15 protein-coding genes and 1 CRISPR repeat array (1 of these 16 running past the window's edge) are annotated in these 16,449 nt (G+C 69.8%); of the genes, 13 read left to right on the top strand and 2 right to left on the bottom strand.

Annotated elements, in window-relative coordinates:
* Nucleotides 1-986: direct repeats of the CRISPR family, unit length 29 nt; unit sequence GTCCTCATCAACCCAGGTGGGTTCGCAAC (it extends 822 nt beyond the left edge of the window).
* A gap of 753 nt (nt 987-1,739) precedes the next feature.
* The 4 genes from RM779_RS30190 to RM779_RS30175 are packed head-to-tail and all read left to right on the top strand — an operon-like array spanning nt 1,740 to nt 4,751.
* Nucleotides 1,740-2,204 carry a hypothetical protein gene (locus tag RM779_RS30190; protein WP_311620973.1) on the top strand — a complete coding sequence of 155 codons (465 nt, stop codon included), beginning with the start codon at nt 1,740-1,742 and terminating at the stop codon, nt 2,202-2,204.
* A 58-nt stretch (nt 2,205-2,262) separates the two neighbouring features.
* Entirely contained in the window at nt 2,263-2,829 is a 567-nt protein-coding gene (locus RM779_RS30185) for a regulator component (protein ID WP_311620972.1), read from the top strand.
* Entirely contained in the window at nt 2,816-3,964 is a 1,149-nt protein-coding gene (locus tag RM779_RS30180) for an MAB_1171c family putative transporter (RefSeq protein ID WP_311620971.1), read from the top strand. Before RM779_RS30185 ends, RM779_RS30180 begins: the two co-directional genes overlap by 14 nt.
* 43 nt (nt 3,965-4,007) lie before the next feature.
* Nucleotides 4,008-4,751 carry an SDR family NAD(P)-dependent oxidoreductase gene (locus RM779_RS30175; RefSeq protein WP_311620970.1) on the top strand — a complete coding sequence of 248 codons (744 nt, stop codon included), beginning with the start codon at nt 4,008-4,010 and terminating at the stop codon, nt 4,749-4,751.
* Between the two features lie 333 nt (nt 4,752-5,084).
* On the opposite strand, the gene RM779_RS30170 is transcribed toward RM779_RS30175, so the two are convergent.
* Nucleotides 5,085-5,822 (bottom strand): hypothetical protein, encoded by a 738-nt coding sequence (locus tag RM779_RS30170; protein WP_311620969.1) that lies wholly within the window; start codon nt 5,820-5,822, stop codon nt 5,085-5,087.
* A gap of 94 nt (nt 5,823-5,916) precedes the next feature.
* The gene (locus RM779_RS30165) at nt 5,917-6,936 is read right to left on the bottom strand and encodes a lytic transglycosylase domain-containing protein (protein ID WP_311620968.1); all 1,020 of its coding nucleotides are present in this window, start codon (nt 6,934-6,936) and stop codon (nt 5,917-5,919) included.
* A 281-nt stretch (nt 6,937-7,217) separates the two neighbouring features.
* Between RM779_RS30165 and RM779_RS30160 the strand changes: the two genes are divergently transcribed.
* From RM779_RS30160 to RM779_RS30120, 9 genes are read left to right on the top strand one after another with little or no spacing between them, the layout of a single operon-like run.
* A complete protein-coding gene (locus tag RM779_RS30160) occupies nt 7,218-8,816 on the top strand; it encodes a MinD/ParA family ATP-binding protein (RefSeq protein WP_311620967.1) in 1,599 nt (532 codons plus the stop codon).
* A complete protein-coding gene (locus RM779_RS30155; protein WP_311620966.1) occupies nt 8,803-9,093 on the top strand; it encodes a hypothetical protein in 291 nt (96 codons plus the stop codon). The genes RM779_RS30160 and RM779_RS30155 overlap by 14 nt, the downstream gene beginning before the upstream one ends.
* 27 nt (nt 9,094-9,120) lie before the next feature.
* Entirely contained in the window at nt 9,121-9,930 is an 810-nt protein-coding gene (locus RM779_RS30150) for a hypothetical protein (RefSeq protein ID WP_311620965.1), read from the top strand.
* Nucleotides 9,924-11,342: a hypothetical protein gene (locus RM779_RS30145; protein WP_311620964.1), complete on the top strand. Its 1,419-nt coding sequence runs from the start codon at nt 9,924-9,926 to the stop codon at nt 11,340-11,342. The genes RM779_RS30150 and RM779_RS30145 overlap by 7 nt, the downstream gene beginning before the upstream one ends.
* Entirely contained in the window at nt 11,339-12,838 is a 1,500-nt protein-coding gene (locus tag RM779_RS30140; RefSeq protein ID WP_311620963.1) for a hypothetical protein, read from the top strand. The genes RM779_RS30145 and RM779_RS30140 overlap by 4 nt, the downstream gene beginning before the upstream one ends.
* Complete coding sequence (locus RM779_RS30135) at nt 12,835-14,208, top strand: hypothetical protein (protein WP_311620962.1); 1,374 nt, start codon at nt 12,835-12,837, stop codon at nt 14,206-14,208. The genes RM779_RS30140 and RM779_RS30135 overlap by 4 nt, the downstream gene beginning before the upstream one ends.
* Complete coding sequence (locus RM779_RS30130; RefSeq protein ID WP_311620961.1) at nt 14,205-14,462, top strand: hypothetical protein; 258 nt, start codon at nt 14,205-14,207, stop codon at nt 14,460-14,462. Before RM779_RS30135 ends, RM779_RS30130 begins: the two co-directional genes overlap by 4 nt.
* Nucleotides 14,459-15,919: a type IV secretory system conjugative DNA transfer family protein gene (locus RM779_RS30125; protein ID WP_311620960.1), complete on the top strand. Its 1,461-nt coding sequence runs from the start codon at nt 14,459-14,461 to the stop codon at nt 15,917-15,919. The genes RM779_RS30130 and RM779_RS30125 overlap by 4 nt, the downstream gene beginning before the upstream one ends.
* Nucleotides 15,916-16,371, top strand: coding sequence for a hypothetical protein (locus RM779_RS30120; protein WP_311620959.1), 456 nt, complete (start codon nt 15,916-15,918; stop codon nt 16,369-16,371). The genes RM779_RS30125 and RM779_RS30120 overlap by 4 nt, the downstream gene beginning before the upstream one ends.
* Nucleotides 16,372-16,449 lie beyond the last annotated feature (78 nt).

Below are 16,449 nucleotides of genomic sequence, written 5' to 3'. Positions count from 1 at the left end.
CCCGGGTCGTACTGGAGTCGGTACACGCCTGTGGTCCTCATCAACCCAGGTGGGTTCGCAACGCCGCGTAGTAGTCCTGACCGTCTGACGTGAGAGACAGGGTCCTCATCAACCCAGGTGGGTTCGCAACAGCAGCCCCGGGTGCGGGTAGTCGCCGCCGCCGACGTCCTCATCAACCCAGGTGGGTTCGCAACCAGCCCTCGCATCCGTCCTCACCGTGGATGTGGCCGGGTCCTCATCAACCCAGGTGGGTTCGCAACTTCAGCGGCTGCCATTCGGTGCGGCCGAAGCGCCGCCAGTCCTCATCAACCCAGGTGGGTTCGCAACCGGATCTCGGCCAGCGCCTCGGCGACCGCGGGGTGGCGTCCTCATCAACCCAGGTGGGTTCGCTACGCCGTCTGGTGGATGCGGGTGTTCTTCACGGCGGTGGCCGTCCTCATCAACCCAGGTGGGTTCGCAACTCGTCCAGGCGGCGCAGCAGCTCCGCTGCCAGATCGAAGGTCCTCATCAACCCAGGTGGGTTCGCAACAGCACCACCCCGGCCGGGACCGTCACGACGTGGGAGGTCCTCATCAACCCAGGTGGGTTCGCAACACGATCACGACCACCGGCATCGGGCGGTCGATCTCCGGTCCTCATCAGCCCAGGTGGGTTCGCAACCCGATCACATCGGACATGGCAGCCTCCTCCAGGCATAGAAGTCCTCATCAACCCAGGTGGGTTCGCAACGCCAGCCGCCGCGCGTCATCCGGGCTGGTCCGCTGGGTCCTCATCAACCCAGGTGGGTTCGCAACCTGCGCGGCAGTGGCACGTCGCTGCCGGCAGCCGGTCCTCATCAACCCAGGTGGGTTCGCAACATCGCCGGCCCGAAGTTCACCGCTTCCTGCTGGGGTCCTCATCAACCTAGGTGGGTTCGCAACTCGTCACCGAGGGCGAGATAGACACCATCTCCTGGTCGTCCTCATCAACCCAGGTGGGTCCGCAACACGGCGTCAGGCGCCGTCTGCGGCCGGAGGCGGTGGCTGATGGCTCGCACGCCAAGCGTCCTGGGCATCCGTGCCCTAGCGACCCGAACAGGCGCGGCTACGTCGGACCGATCACAACCGGGTGGCCACTGGCGGGCAGCCTTTATCCGGCCTCATCACTCAGTCCGAATACCTCGGCAATAAGCGCTGGAGACAGGTTCGGCATCAACCAGCAGGCGGCGGCGAGCGTCTTCCGGTCCACTTCCTTTGACCGCGTCGAAGGGACGGCGCCGGAAGAATCCATAACGGTGGCCACCCAGTTATCGCCAGAAAGCGTGAGGATCACTTGGGCGCCCCCGCGTGTTTTGAGTCGCAGTTCAAAAGGGAGTCTTGACCGCTTGTCCGACGTGTCCGCCAAGCGACCCGCCGCTGCCCTGGGTGACGAACTAAGCCTGTCGTTCAAAGTGCTCTCCGTCGCGGACGGTTCCGACAGACCCCTGCCACGGGCCCTGTCGACGTGATCGCATTGGCGTGAAACTTAGCGAGCGGATAGAGCCCTGTCAATCTGTCCGCTGCGCGTCGGCGCAAACGACCGCTTCGCGTGGCGGCCATCGACCACGTATAACTAGGTGACCTGCGACCCCCACAATCGCACAACATGTCGAGGGGGCCTCCCGTTGTCAGCCCCGGCGGATGGCTGTATAAGAGAACGCGAATCTTTCATCCGCGATGACGAGATGCCGTCGACGGTTGCGCCTACCAGGGAGCGGGAACGTGGTCAGCGACATTCACGACACCGACTCGGAGTCATCGCCACTGGCCCAGCGCCTCGAAACAATCATCTCTGCGTACTACCGAAACAGGCGACGCCCCAGCTACAAGGAGATGACCAGAGAGATCGAACAAGCAACCGGCCGCTCCTTCTCCAGCACGTACTTGTGGGAGCTGGCCACCGGGCGGAAGCAGAATGTAACTGGGGAGCACCTGCACACGCTCGCCGAGTTTTTCGGTGTCACCCGGGACTACTTCACGGATGCGGAGGTCTCGCAAAAAGTGCGGCGCCAAATGGAGTTTGCCGTGGCGCTCGGGAATGGCAAGGTGCGGACTCTCGCTGCCCGAGCCGACGGCCTCTCGGATGCGCACCTCGAAGCAATCTTGGCGGTGGTGAACGCGATGTCGGGCAGGCCGATCCGAGACGAGCGGCCTTCGGAGTCACCCGGGGAGCAGGGGAAAGGGTGAGGTGAGTGATTGCGCTTTCCGTCGATGCCCTGTACGGGGGGACGAGTTGGAGCAGCAGATGACAACAGCCCACGAATACACATACTTGCGGGCTCGCTGCCAGAACATCCTCAATGTCATGCGCGTCCCCCGGCCCTATTCCCTGGAATCCATCGTTCGCTGGATGGAGACCCTACGGGGCCGGCCACTGGTCCTCATGGAGTTGCCGGGGCAGGTGGCGCGTGCAGGGGTATGCGGTCTGTGGTTGGGCACGGATGATGCGGACTTCGTCTTCTATGAGGCGCGAACCGCGCCGCTGCACCGGGAACACATCATCCTGCACGAGATCGCCCACATGCTGGTGGCTCACCACCGTGCTCCGCACGGCAGCGGCGGCGGGCAGGCGGAAGAGGCCGATGGGCATGACGGGGATGATGGTCTGGGCGGGGAGCTGGGCGCCCTGCTCAGCGGGCTCCAACCTCACCTGGTCAGACGCCTGATGACGCGAACCAGCTACACCAGCGCCGAGGAGCAGGAAGCCGAAGTGCTCGCCACCCTCATGCGCCGCAGGCGGGAAGCGCCCAGCGGCGAGGGGTTCGGCCGTTTGCGCGCGTTGTTCGGCGTGAGGGCTGATGACCGTCACTGAATGGGCCGACCACATCGGTCGTTGCAGCATCGTCTTGATGTGGACCGCGCTGATCATCCGGGCCCGGCCCGCATGGCAGGAACGACAGCAACGCGGCCTGTGGCTCGCCATCCTGACGGCCGCGATCGCCACGACGCTTTTCCAGCCGGAGGCCGTCGACTGGGCTGTCGACGTCACCGGCGATGCCCATGCCGTCACGCTGTCCCGCAACATCATCGGTGTCCTCGCCGCCGGGCTCATGCTGCTGTTCGTGGTCGAATCGGCCCACCCGCGCCGGGCGCGGCTGATCATCGCCGCCGCACTGTCCGGCACCCTGATCGCCCTGGTGGGCATGGGCCTGGCCAGAGGCGACTACCCGGGCCCCGCCATCCCGGCCGCAGGGCACCCCGCAGAGCCCTCCGCGGCCTACTGGCTGATCGTCTGTGCCTCCCACCTGATCGCCGATGCCGTCGTTGTGGTCTTGTGCGTTCGATACAGCGCGCGCACCGACGACCGTGACCTGGCATGGTCCCTGCGGTTGTTCGCGCTTGGCAGCATCCTGGCGCTCGGCTACTGGGCCGGCTGCCTCGTCCACCTCTACGTCCGCATCCCTGAAGCGTGGCCATGGCTGACAGTGGTCATCAACGTGCACGGCGCCAGCCGGGCGTTCACCCTGCTGGTGCCGACCGTGGGCAGGGGCGCCCGACTCGTTCGAGAAGCCCGTGCCGTATGGGTTCTGTGGCCCCTGTGGCGCGATCTGTCCACAGCGGTCCCCACCGTCGCGCTGGTCCCGCCGCAGCCCACGCGCCTGCACCAGCTGCTCCGCCCCCGCGTGCCCCTCGCCTTCCAGGCCCACCGGCAGACCATCGAAATCTACGATGCCATCCTCCACCTGCAATCCCATCTCGCCCCGCACGCTCATGAGCGTGCCACGGAACGGGCCCGGAAGCTCCGTATCCCGGCCGACGACGCGTCAGCCGCGGCGCTGGCCGGCGCGCTGGGGCAGGCCAGGCGCGCAAAACTTGCCGGAGAAGCCGCCACCGAGCCGCATCCCTTGCCGGGGCTCGAACGTGCCGACGCGGCGTTGCTCCTGGCGGTGGCCCGCTACTGGCCCGCCATGTCCAGTGCCACCGCGAGACCCGAGCAGGTGCCGTAGTCTCCCCGTTTCCCGCCATCTCCACGAGTCAAGGACGCCTCACATGGCCACCGCATTGATCACCGGAGGTACCTCCGGTATCGGCCTGGGCTTCGCCAGCCGCTTCGCCGCCGACGGCCACGACGTGGTCCTCGTCGCTCGTGACCGCTCCCGACTCGACCGGACTGCCGCCGGGCTCCACGACCGTCACGGCGTTCGTGTCGAAACGTTCAGCGCGGACCTGGCCACCCCTGACGGATGTGCCGCGGTGCAGGCATACCTGCGCACCTCGACCGTCGACGTCCTGGTCAACAACGCCGGTCACAGCCTCTCGCAGCCGTACCCGCGCAGCCCGCTCGCGGACGAGGAAGGCATGCTCGACCTCCTCGTCCGCGCCCCACTCCGGCTAACGCACGCCGCGATCCCCGGTATGACCGCCCGCGGAAATGGGGCCATTCTCAACATCGCATCCGTCGCCGGCCTGGTCCCGGCGGGCACCTACGGTGCCGCGAAAGCCTGGCTCATCCACTTCAGCGAGTCCCTGCGCCTGGACCTCGCGCCGCACGGTGTTCGCGTTCTCGCGGTGTGCCCGGGGTTCACCGAGACCGGGGCGCCGCGCGCTGAAAGCGTTCCCGGTTGGATCTGGCTGTCCGTGGACCACGTCGTCGATCGGGCCATGAGGGATTTGCGGCGCGGGAAGCCACGCAGCGTTGCCGGTCGGCATTTCCGGCTCTACGCAACCGCCGTGCACCACGCGCCCCGCCGCCTCGCAGCCCGGATGGCTCGCTCCCGCACGCCAAAAGGCTGATCAAACGCACGCGGTTCCCGGGCCGAACGGCCGAGCCGTCGGCGTACCTGCGGGGTGGAGGCGGTGGACGGCGCGCTCCGGCGCTCCGATGCGGTGTTCGCGTCCCCTCGCGGGCCTCCGTACCGCGAAGGCGGGCGGCGACACGAAGCATGGGAATCGCGGTGAACGAGTCACCCGTCCCCGCACAGCCGCTTCCGGGCACCCGATCCGCATGATGGGGCGACAGCGCCCCGACGACTGCCAGCGGTGCTGGCTCTTCTGCGGCTCGACGGTGTGGGCGCACAGGGGCCGACGCTGTGATGGCCGCCCGGGCTCCTCGGTGATGGACGCACTTCAGCTCTCTCCGGTGCCCTCGACCTGCCGCAGGTGGTCGATGAGGGCGAGAACGGCTTGACGGCTGGCGGGGGTCAGCTGGGAGAGGCTTACGGCGGCTCGTTGGATGTCGTCGTCGGCGAGGGCGTCGAGGAGGTCACGCTGGCCGAGAGTGTGGGCGGCTGTGGCGCGGCGGTCGTCGTCGAGGGCGTTCGCGGTGAGGGTCAGTTCGCGTACGCGTTCGTTCTCCAGTGCGTCGAGCAGTTGGGGTCGGTGGGCCGGTTCGAGTGCGCTGAGCCGTATGGCCGCTTCGCGTGTTTCCTCGTCGCCGAAGTCGTCCAGCAGCCGGACTTTGCCGAGCAGGCGTTGAACGGTGGCGAGGTCGGCGCTTTCTCCGTCTGTTGCCTGGAGTTCGATGGTGTGGGTGCCGTTGTGTTTGAGGGTGTGGAGGAGTTGGAGTTCGGATTCGAGTTGGTGGTGGTCGGTGTGGTCGTCGGCGAGGTAGGCGATGGGGACGTGGTAGAAGCGGGCGAGGGCTTGGAGGTGGTGGAGTTTGGGGTTGGTGGTGCGGCCGGTGACCAGTTCCCAGAAGTAGGGGCCGGAGATGCTGACGCCGGTGGTCTGGGTGATCTGGCGGGCGGTGATCTCGTAGGAGGGTGGGGGTTCGCCGGGCGGGGCTTTCATGTCGCGCAGGCGTTTGAGTTTTTCGGCGAGGGTGCGTCGTTGCGTGGCCGGGTGGTTCGTGTGCGGGGTCGGCATGGGCGCGTTGCCCCCTTCCGGTGCGGTTGTCTCCTTCGTGCCGTGGCACCTTATCGCCGTTCACGGGTGTGGATGGTGCAGGCGGGGCGCGGGTTCAGCCGACGTCGCTCGTGCTGCCGGTGGCGTGGGGGAAGTCGGGTGGGGCCCAGCCGAGGTAGGTGAGGTTCCAGCGGCCGTCGGTGAGGTCGTTCAGGGGGACGATGTCGATGCGGCCGGGAGTGGCGATGTCGTTGGTGGCGGCCTGGTCGTCGCCGAGGTGGAGTGCGACGTGGCCGGCGGTGTCGCCGTTGTCGTAGAACAGCAGGGCGCCGGCGGGTGGGTTGGTGTCGTGGGGGTGGGCGGTGCCGGTGGCCAGGGCGCGGTCCCAGGCGACGTTGGCGGTGGCTTCGCCGGAGGCGCTCCAGCCGTAGGCCTGTGCGGTGAATGCCAGGCAGCGGCGGTGCCAGGCGAGGCTGGCGGAGTGTGCTTCGCGGCGGGCGGCTTCGATGGCCTGGTGGCAGGTGCGGGGGTTTTGGCGGGTGAGGGTGAAGGTGCAGTCGCGGGCTGTTCCGGTGTGGGTGCTGAGGGCTGTTTGGTAGCGGGGGATGCGTTCCTTTACGCGGCGGATGTAGGTCTGGGTTTCGGGGAACGGGGGCGGGCCGTTGTGGGTGCGGACGGCGGCGGGGCCGGCGTTGTAGGCGGCCAGGGTGTTGTCGACGGGGCTGCCGGGGAGGTCGGCCAGGTCGTCGGCGAGGTGGCACAGGTAGCGGGCCTGGGCGTCGATGGCGTCGGCGGGGTCGAAGGGGGAGGCGTGTCCGTTGCCGTCGGTGTCCCGTCCCCAGCGTTCCCAGGTGTCCGGGGTGAACTGGGCGAGTCCTTGCGCGCCTTGGGGTGAGACGGCTCGTGGGCTCCAGTTGGATTCGGTGTCGATCTGGGCGGCCAGGAGCGGGGCGCTGGTCTGGGTGCAGTGTGCGGCGGCGGTATTGATCAGCTGGCGGTAGGCGTCGGGGATCGGGGCGTGTGCGGCGAGCCCGGGTGGGTTGGCGGTGGCTTGGTCGTCGCCGGGGCCGGAGATGACCAGGGCCAGTACCGCCAGGGCGATGAGCGTCGTGCCGAGACAGCCGAACTTCCTCACGTGTGGGTCCTTCCAGGGTCTCGCCCAATCGGGGCGTCATTCCGGTGCTTGCGCACCTTTCGCGCAGACCTGCGCGTTATGGTCCCTGAGCGTAAACGAACGTGAAGGGAGTGCGGGCATTGACTGGTGTCAGTCGGAGGATGGTTCTGGTGACGTTTATGGCGTGTGTGTCTGGAGCCATGGTGACCAGCGGTTGTGGCGTTCGGTCGTTCGTTCGCCCGGACGAAGTTACCGAAAGCACACCCGCTCCCGGACGTCACGCGGAGCCCTCCCGTGCAGGGGTGTCCGAGCTGTACGGGGCCTCGATCCCCGGCGACGCTCCGGCCGGTCTGGGGGCGGTGACGGGTGAGGCGCTGATGGCCGCGGCCCGGCTCGCGGTGGCCGCCGACCCGGGCATGCCCGAAACGGTGTGGCGGGCGGCCATTCGCGCGGCCGTTCCGGCGGACCGGCGTGGGCGTGCGCTGGAGCAGTTGGCCGGGGAGCGTGCGGAGTTGGCCCGTGAGGCCGGGTTCGTCGGTCCGCTGCCGGCGGAGGTGCCGGTGCGGGCCTGGGAGCCGGGTATCCGCCTGGCCGGCTTCGACCGGTTCACCGCACAGACGGACCGGGCGGGCGTGCGGATCTGGGCGCGCGAAGACGCCACCCACGCCTGGCTGGAGCGGACCGTGGCGGTCGGACGTGCCGACGGCTGCTGGGTGCTGCGGCTGCCGATACCCGCCGGGTTCAAGCGCAGCCCCGTTCCCCACGTCATCACACCGTTCAGCAGCAAGGAGCCCAGCGTGGCCGACACCGCGCGCGAGGAGCCGATGACCGCCGCGTCGTTCCGTTCCTCAGCCGCCAGCCGTCTCGTCACACCCCACGGCAACCAACCACCGCAGCCGGCAACGACACCTCAACCACCCCCAGGGCCCGGAGACTTCGCCGCATCCGTGCGGCGGCAGCACGCGCGTTCGGCTGCACCGCGGTGGGGGTGGCGCGGGCGCGTGCACCGGTGGTCGGGAGGACGGGTCTCGCCCGTGCCGTCCGCGGCCGAGCGGGGGTGGAACAGCGCGCTGCGGGCGGTGCAGATGTCGTTCGCCGGGCCACGCACCATCGTCTTCGTCAACCCGAAAGGCGGGGCAGGGAAGACCACCGCGGCGTTGATGGCGGGCCGGACCTTCGGGGTCCACCGCGGCGGCGGCGTGGTGGCGATCGACAACAACGAGACCCGCGGCACCCTGGGCGAACGCGCCCTCCGGGCCGGGCACGCCAACACCGCACGCGAACTGCTCGGGCACCTGCACCTGTTCGAGACTCCGGCGGCGCGGCTGGGGGACCTCGGCTCTTTCGTCCGCGGACAGGGCCCGGCGCATTTCGATGTCCTGGCCAGTGACGAACGGCCGCAGGTCACCGGTCAGGTCGACGCGCCCGCGTTCGATCGGCTGCATGAGCTGTTCCGCCGCTACTACCAGCTGGTCCTCATCGACTCCGGCAACAACATCCGCGCCTCGAACTGGCTGGCCGCCGCCCGGTGCGCGGACCTCATCGCCCTCACCACCACCGCCCGCGAGGACACCGCCTCGGCCGCGCTGTGGATGGCCGACGCCCTGGAAGGTGACGTGCTCGGCGCAGGGGCCCTGAAGGAACGCGGCGTGGCCCTGGTGTCCGACCCGGCACCCACACGGGGAGTTCCGGCGTTGCGCGAGGCCGTGGTGGGCGCGTTCGCCGAACGCTGCGCCGCCGCCGTGCCGATCCCGTATGACCCGGCGCTGGCCGGCGGCGGACCGGTCGACCACACGCGGATCAGGCCCGCGACCCACACCGCGTGGCTGTACGCCTGCGCGGCCATGGCATCCGTCCTGTCCACGCTCCCGGAAGGGGAGTTGGTTCGTGTATCTGGCTGAGCAGTTCAATCCGTTCGAGGGGATCAGCCCCAGCTTCGGGCCGTTCGCGCCGTTGCTGGAATCGAAGTTCGGCATGTTCCTGGCGCTGGCTTGGCTGATCGGCTTCTTCGTCTGCGCTTACTTCCTCGTCGAGGCCATCGCCCGCGCCGCGAAGTCACGCCGCCAGGGCATCGCGGGCGATCTCGACGAGACCCGCGGGGAGTTGGTGCGCGTCGGCGCGGCCACCATCGGCATGGCCTCCCTCCCCGTCCTGTACACCATCCTGGTCAGCGCCTGAGCGAGGGACGCATCGATGCATACAGACATGAATCATCCCCCTTCCCAGGTGCCGGGCGGGAACGGCAGGCCGTGGTGGCGCGGTCGCGGCTGGAAGGTAGTGGCCGTGATGGCCGCGGGCGTGGTGCTGGTCGCGGCCGGGGTCGTGTTCGGACTGTGGAAGAACGGCGGGTCCGCGGACACCGCGGAGGACAGCGGCCCGCCCTCCGCCAGTCCCTCTGTCCCGTCGGTCGAACCGCCTCGTGGGGAGGCCACCGCGGCTGCCGAGCAGGCCACCCGGACCGTCTCGGGCCTGCCGCGCGGCTTCCCGCGGACCGAAGCCGGGGCGGTGGAAGCCGGGGCTTCGTACCTCGCCTCGGTCGCCGAGCTGTACCGGATGACGTCCTTCGAACGGTGGCGTTACACGCGCGACGCCATGACCGACCCGCCCTCGCTGTCCAGGCTGGATGAGGACGCCGAGGCGGCGGTGGCGAACGGGTCCGCGGCCGACTGCCGCCCGGAACTGGGCGCCTACCGGACCGTTGCGTTCACCGCGGACCGCGCGGTGGTCGACCACTGGATGCCCTGCCTGGCCGGACCGGACGCCTCGCGAGGCGGGGACGAGGCCCGTGCGCGGTGGCTCATGGGCCGCATGGTGCTGCGGTGGGAACGCGACGACTGGCGCGTAGGCGAGCTGCTCCAGGGCCCGTTCGACGAACTGATCACGCCGCCCGAGCCGGGAGACCCCGTGGTTCCGCTGGCCGAACGGCTGGCACTGCTCGGCGAGGACTGGGAACTGTACGCCGACGCCACCGACGAGCCGCTGCCCCCCGCCGCGCCACCGGGCTTGCCGTGGTGACCCGCCCGGCCGGCACGGCACGGCACGCGGCCATCGGGGCACTTCTGGCCGTGCTGCTCGCGCTGACCTGCGCGGGCGCAGCGGGCGCCTCCGAGCAGTCCGAGCAGGACGAATGCGAGGGCGCCCTGCTGGGGGAACTGGCCTGCTCCACCCTCAACAACATCCCCGGTGTCTCCTCGGTCTACGGATATCTCGGGGACGTTCACCGTTCCAAGGTCGACGCCGTGACCGACGCGCTGGCGGACGTCGTTCCGGACAATTTTGTGGAGGAGTGGGTCAAGGGGATGGCCGAGTCGACCGTCGGCCTCCTGTCCTACATCCAGGGCGTGGGCGAGGAGGTGTCCCAGCCGGCGTTCGACCAGGAGTGGTGGGCTTCGCAGTACGCCACCAGTTTCGGGCTGTCCCTGCTGCTGCTCGCGCTGTTGCTGGTGTGGATCACCGGGCGGTTCGCCGCGTCGGGGTCCTCGGCGAGCGGCGCGGACCTGCTGCGGCAGTCCGGCTGGCGGCTGGTCTTCGTCGTGCCGCTCATCTCCGCCGGGCCGGTGATCCTGCTCGAACTCCAGCTGGCCGCCAACCACCTCGCGCGCGCCTTCGCGGATGAGGGCACCGAGCATGCGGGCAACGCCGTCGAACGGCTGATGGACCTGATCGTGGAACAGGCCGGGGACTGGGGCGTGTTCGGCGGAACGGTGCTCGCCCTGCTGCTGTTCCTGTGCATCCTGTGCCTGGGCCTGGTCACGCTGATCGAACTGGCCCTCGCGCAGTGGGGGCTGCACCTGGCCGCGCTGCTCGTCCCGCTGGTGCTGGTCGCTTGGGTGTATCCGCCCTGGTCGGCGGCGCTGCGGCGGCTGGCGGCGCTGCTGGGCGGCCTGATGCTGCTGCCCGCGTTCATCTACTTCTTCTTCCACACCATCTGGGCCGCCTTCGACACCGTCCTGCACGACCGGCCCGAGGACGACGGGCTGAGCGTGCTGCTGTTCCTCCTCGTCGGCCTTTTGATGATCGACGCCTTCCCGGTGGTGGCGATGTGGCTGATGTCCCTGACCGGCCCGGCGGGCGGCGCGATGGACCCCGCAGTGCACGGAGCGCTGGTGCACCCCTCGGCCGGGGAGATGACCGCCTCGGTCGTCGAGCGCTTCGAAGCACGCGCCAGCCGCATCGGCACCTCCCGCCACTACCAGGACGGCGCGGACGACGACGAGGACCAGGCAGACGACAGGGCCGAAGGCTCCGCCCCGGACCAACGAACCACAACCGCCGCAGGAGGCGGCGCCGTTGCCGCGCGCCAACTCGGCGGGCCACCGGACCCGGGCGGCGGCACCACCACCGCCACCGTGCCACGCGGCGCGGACCCGGCCGACCCGAACATCCCCACCACACCAGCCCCCGAGAAGAAGGAGGACGAACGATGAACGGTGCGGAACGCACCTACGTGCTCGGGGGTGAGACGCGGCGCCGTTCCCTGTTCGGGGCCGTGGCCCCCGTCCAGGTGGCGGCCGGCGCGGTGTATCTGGTGGTGTGGCTGCTCCTGCTGCTCACCACCCAATCCCTCCTCGTCCTGGCCGCGGGCCTGCTGGGCGCGGCGGCCGGATGGTTCATCCTGCGGCGCGCCACCGCTGAAGGGGATTCCTGGGCGGGCGCGTTGCTGGACGAGGCCGAGTGGCGTGTGGCGAGCAAGGCGGGGCGACGGCCGGACTTCGTTCCCGGGGCCGGTCTGCCGCCGGAAGTCGGTGAGATCCGCGCCCTGAGCTACGCGCCGGAGGCCGCGCCCACCTCGCCGATGTGCCTGGTCCACCACCGCGACCACGCAGGCCGCTCGTGGAGCAGCGGGTATTTGACGGCGACGTTCGAGATCACCGGCGGCGGCGACGGGCTGCTGCCCACCCGGGCGGTGAACGCCGCCGGGTACCTCTTCGAACGGCTCCTGGGCGGGCTCGCCGGCGCGAACCTGCCCGTGGACCAGCTGGATGTGTGCACCCGCGTGCTGCCCGTCCACCCCGACTCCTACCGCACCCACATGAACGGCCTGCTCGCCCCGGGGACGCCGCCGCGGCTGCGGCGTTCCATGACCGAGCTGGCCGGCTACGCCGCCGGGACCACCGAGGAATACCGCAGCTTCGCCACCGTCCGCATCCCGCTGCCCCGCCTGGCCGAACGCCTCCCCACCACCACCGCCGACGCGGGCGAGGACGCGCTGTGCGCGGCGGCGTTCACTGTGCTGGGCGACGTCGTCGGGCGGGTCGGCCGCGCCGGGCACCCGCTGCGCGCGGTTCTGGGCCCGCGGCGGCTCGGTGCGCTGATCCGGCACCTGCACGACCCGGACCGGGACATCGACGACCTCGACGGCATCCACAGCACGCTGGACGGCTGGAACCAGGTCCGCACCCCGGGGCGCGACTGGGTCCGCACCGAAGGCACCCACCGCCCCTGGCACCACGCCATCGCCACGGTCCCGCGGGACGCATGGCCGCTCCAGCCGGTCACCGCCCGCTGGATGGAACACCTCGTGACCGGCATCCACCCCGCCACCATCCGCACCATCCAGACCCAGTGGCGCCTGATCGCGAAGGCCCCCGCGCGGGAACGGGCGCGGCTGGCCCTGACCTACGACACCGCCGACCGGCACGGCGAACGCCGCCGCGGCCAGGTCTCCACCGGCGTGGCCGAGGCATCCATGTCCTCCTCCCGCCGCGTACTGGAAGACCTGCTCACCCCGGTCGTCGGCGGCACCCACCCCGCCGTGCGCGTGCACCTGTCCGCACCGACCCCCGCCGAACTCGCCGCCGCCCGCACCCGCGTCATCGCCGCGGCCGAGGACGCGGGCATCACCCGCCTGCGCTGGCACACCCACCGCCACCACCACGCCCTGCTCACCACGATGCCGCTCGCCCGGGGAATCAAGACATGACCACCACCCCACCAACCCCCCGCCCCCGTGGCCGCATCCGCGAAGCCCTCGGCCGCGGCGAGCTGGCCGAGGAGACCATCTTCACCTCCACCCGGCAGGCCGCGGCCCTCAACCCCGCTGTCGTGGCCACCCACCCCGCGCTGGCCGGGCCGATCACCGGCGTCGACCTGGCCACCGGCCAGCCCGTCACCACAGACCCCCACGCCCTGTATGACCAGGGCCGCATCACCAGCCCCAACGTCCTCATCCTCGGCGACATCTCCTCCGGCAAATCCTCCCTGGTCAAAACCCAGTACTGCATCCGCCAGGTCGCCTGCGGCAAACAAGTCGTCGTCCTGGACCGCAAGAACCAGCAAGGCCGCGGCGAATACGAACACGCCGCCACCGAATGCGGCATCACACCCGTCCGCTTCGCCCGCACCGGCGGCACCGCCATCAACCTCCTGGACCCCCGCATCTCCACCACCTCCGAAACCGGCGGCGACGGACGCGTCGGCCAGGACCGCCTCCTGCTCATGGTCGCCGAACACGCCCACGAACACCCCCTCACCTCACGCCAGCGCTACGCCCTCAGAACAGCCCACCGCACCGCCCTGGAACGCGCCCGCACCGCCCAGCGCGTCGCCACCCTCCACGACGTCATCACCGCCCTCTACGACCCCGCCCACCACGCCATCCCCCGCCCCCACCTGCACACCGAGGACATCGTCACCCGCCGCACCGTCATCGAATGGGGCCTGGACCTCGCCCTGGACCTCGAACGCTTCGTCACCGGCGACCTCTCCGGACTCATCGACCAGGAGACCAGCACCGACCTGGACCTCAACGCCGGCCTGATCGTCTTCGACACCTCCGCCCTGCCCGAGGACTCCCCCGCCCTGTCCCTGGTCATGGCACTGGTGGCCACCTTCCTCTCCGCGGTCTGGGCCCACCGCGACGGCCGACGCCTGATCATCCTCGAAGAGGGCTACCACACCGCCCGCCTGGAGAAAGTCGCCTCCGTCCTGCGATCCCTGGCCAAACGCGGACGCGGCATCGGCCTGTCCTTCGTCACCGTCGTCCACCACCTCAGCGACATCCACGAAGACTCCGACGCCATGTCCCTGATCCGCGAAGCCGGGATCATCCACCTCTACCGCCAGTCCCGCGAAGACGACGCCACACAGGCCCTCACCCAGTTCCGCCTCCCCGACACCCTCAGCAGCCAACTCGCCACCCTCGCCCAAGGCACCCACATCCTGCGCATCGGCCACGAACCCGCCCGCATCGTCCAACACCTCCGCACCACCCTCGAAGAACACATCACCAACACCGACCACGCCATGACCGGCAAACCCCGACACAGCCCGCCCGAAGGCCCCGCAGCATGAACGGCCTCCCCCTCACCCCGACCACCGCGACCGCCGCTGCCCTCCTGGCCCTGGCCGGAATCTGCGCCGTCGCGTTCCTGCGCGGCCATCTCGCCCACCGTCCGAACGCCGCCACCCGCCCCGCGACACCACACGCCGGATTCGCCACCCCCGACGACCTGACCAACCACCTGTCCGAAACCGCCGTCCGCCGGGCCGGCACCCAGGTCCGCCCCAGCCTCACCCCAGGCCCGGAAGGAACGACGCCCCGGTGACCGACGACACCCGACCCCCCACCGAATACGGCTACTTCCTCGGCCACGCCACCCGACCCGAATGCGGCCGCATGCCCCTGTACTCCCCTTACGACCAGGCCCTGCGCGTCATCGGCCCCATGGGCTCGGGCAAAACCTTCCGCTTCCTCGCCCGCCTCCTGCGCGACGTCCCCGGCCCGGCACTGGCCACCTCCACCAAACCCGACCTCATCGAACTCACCCTCGGCGCACGCCGCCACCGCGGCCCCGTCCTCACCCTCGACCCCCAAGAACTCGCCCCCGGACAACCGCCCTTGCGCTGGTCACCCCTCCACGGCGCCCAGGACACGATCACCGCCGAACTCCGCGGACGCGCCTTCATCGCCGGCACACGCACCACCACCACTTCCGGGGCCCAGGACGAAGGCGCCGCCCACTACCGCCACCTCGCCGGCACCTGGCTCTCCTGCCTCATCCACGCCGCCGCCCTGGACGGCGCCACCTGGCGCCACGTCCTGCGCTGGGCCAAACGCCCCGCCGACCCCGCCCCCCGCCGCATCCTCGAACACCACCCCGGCGCCGGACCCCAATGGGCCGAAAGCCTCCTGGACGCCACCACCGGCGACGAACGCGCCATCGGCAACACCCGCTCCACCCTCGCCCACGCCCTGGCCGCCTTCGCCCACCAACCCGTCATCGACGCCGTCGACATCCCACCCGAACACGCCACCGACATCGAACAACTCCTCAACGCCGACGGAACGCTCTACCTCCTCGGCAAGGACTCCGCGCACTCCACCATCTCCCCCCTCGTCACCGCCATCACCGAAGACGTCCTCGACCGCGCCGAACACCTCGCCGTCACCAAACCCCACCGCCGCCTCGACCCCCCACTCATCGTCGCCCTCGACGAAGCACCCAACATCGCCCCCCTGCCCTCCCTGCGCCAACGCGTCGCCGACGGCCGGGGCCGCGGCCTGTGCATCATCTACCTCCTCCAGGGCTGGGCCTCAGCCGAATCCCGCTTCGGACGCGATGTCGCCAAAGAACTCGCCGCCATCACCAACAACACCCTCATCCTCGGCGGCTCCCACGACGTCACCCTCCTCAAAGACCTCCAGGAACTCTGCGGAACAGCAGAAGTCTTCAAAACCTCGACCACCGTCAACAAGGAGACCACCGGGCGCCGCACCACCGGCACCAGCCGATCCCTGAACCTGGACCGCGAACCCGTCCTGCGCACCCACGAAATCCAGCACCTCGACATCGCCGCCGGCCAAGCCCTCCTCCTCGCCGGGAACCTGCCCCCCGTACTCGTCGAACTACCTGCCCTGTCGTCCCACCCGGACTGGCCCCGCATCACCGACGAAATCACCGAGATCCGCGCACTCGCCGACCGCACCCGGACACGAACACAGCGAGCCCGCCGAACCACCCGCCAACGCCACCACCACACCTGGCAACGGAGCACACCGTGACCAGGCTCCGCCCCTGGCCCCCGCTCCCGGACGCGGTACACGAACTGCTGGAACAGCCACCGGAAGAGCCGTTCCCCGACACACCCCGCCCCTGGGACCTGTGCTCCCTCCCGCCGACGATCGAGGACACCGTCTGGCTCTGGCTCGACCAAGTCGCCCAATGGCTCAACTGGACCTACGGCTGGACCGACGAACAAGTCATCCCCGCCTGCTGGCACCAACACGAAGGCATCGCCTACGAACTCGCCGCCCTCGCCTTCACCCGCATCGACGTCTACACCGCCACCACCCCCGCCTACATCGGCCGCTGGCACGACGACATGGAACACTTCCACCGCAGAATGACCACCACCCTCGGCCCCAACTCCCCCTGCCACCGCGGCCACCACAACCAACTCCCCCCGCGCTACACAGCCACCACAGCCAACCGATCAATCAGCGAGCGCAGTTGATGCGCGGGCAGCTGAGGAATGTAGAACCGTTTCCCTGAAGCACTGAGACCATGTCCGGTGTGAGGAGTTGGTTGTTGT

The organism is Streptomyces johnsoniae (assembly GCF_031845565.1).
Classification (GTDB): Bacteria; Actinomycetota; Actinomycetes; order Streptomycetales; family Streptomycetaceae; genus Streptomyces; species Streptomyces johnsoniae.
Note: the sequence above shows the minus strand (reverse complement) of the source record. Positions and strands in the feature narration are given on the sequence as shown.

Coding starts and splice junctions, on each gene's coding strand:
- RM779_RS30180 (WP_311620971.1), top strand. CDS start 2,816: ATGACCGTCACTGAATGGGCCGACCACATCGGTCGTTGCAGCATCGTC.
- RM779_RS30140 (WP_311620963.1), top strand. CDS start 11,339: ATGAACGGTGCGGAACGCACCTACGTGCTCGGGGGTGAGACGCGGCGC.
- RM779_RS30170 (WP_311620969.1), bottom strand. CDS start 5,822: ATGCCGACCCCGCACACGAACCACCCGGCCACGCAACGACGCACCCTC.
- RM779_RS30150 (WP_311620965.1), top strand. CDS start 9,121: ATGAATCATCCCCCTTCCCAGGTGCCGGGCGGGAACGGCAGGCCGTGG.
- RM779_RS30185 (WP_311620972.1), top strand. CDS start 2,263: ATGACAACAGCCCACGAATACACATACTTGCGGGCTCGCTGCCAGAAC.
- RM779_RS30175 (WP_311620970.1), top strand. CDS start 4,008: ATGGCCACCGCATTGATCACCGGAGGTACCTCCGGTATCGGCCTGGGC.
- RM779_RS30135 (WP_311620962.1), top strand. CDS start 12,835: ATGACCACCACCCCACCAACCCCCCGCCCCCGTGGCCGCATCCGCGAA.
- RM779_RS30130 (WP_311620961.1), top strand. CDS start 14,205: ATGAACGGCCTCCCCCTCACCCCGACCACCGCGACCGCCGCTGCCCTC.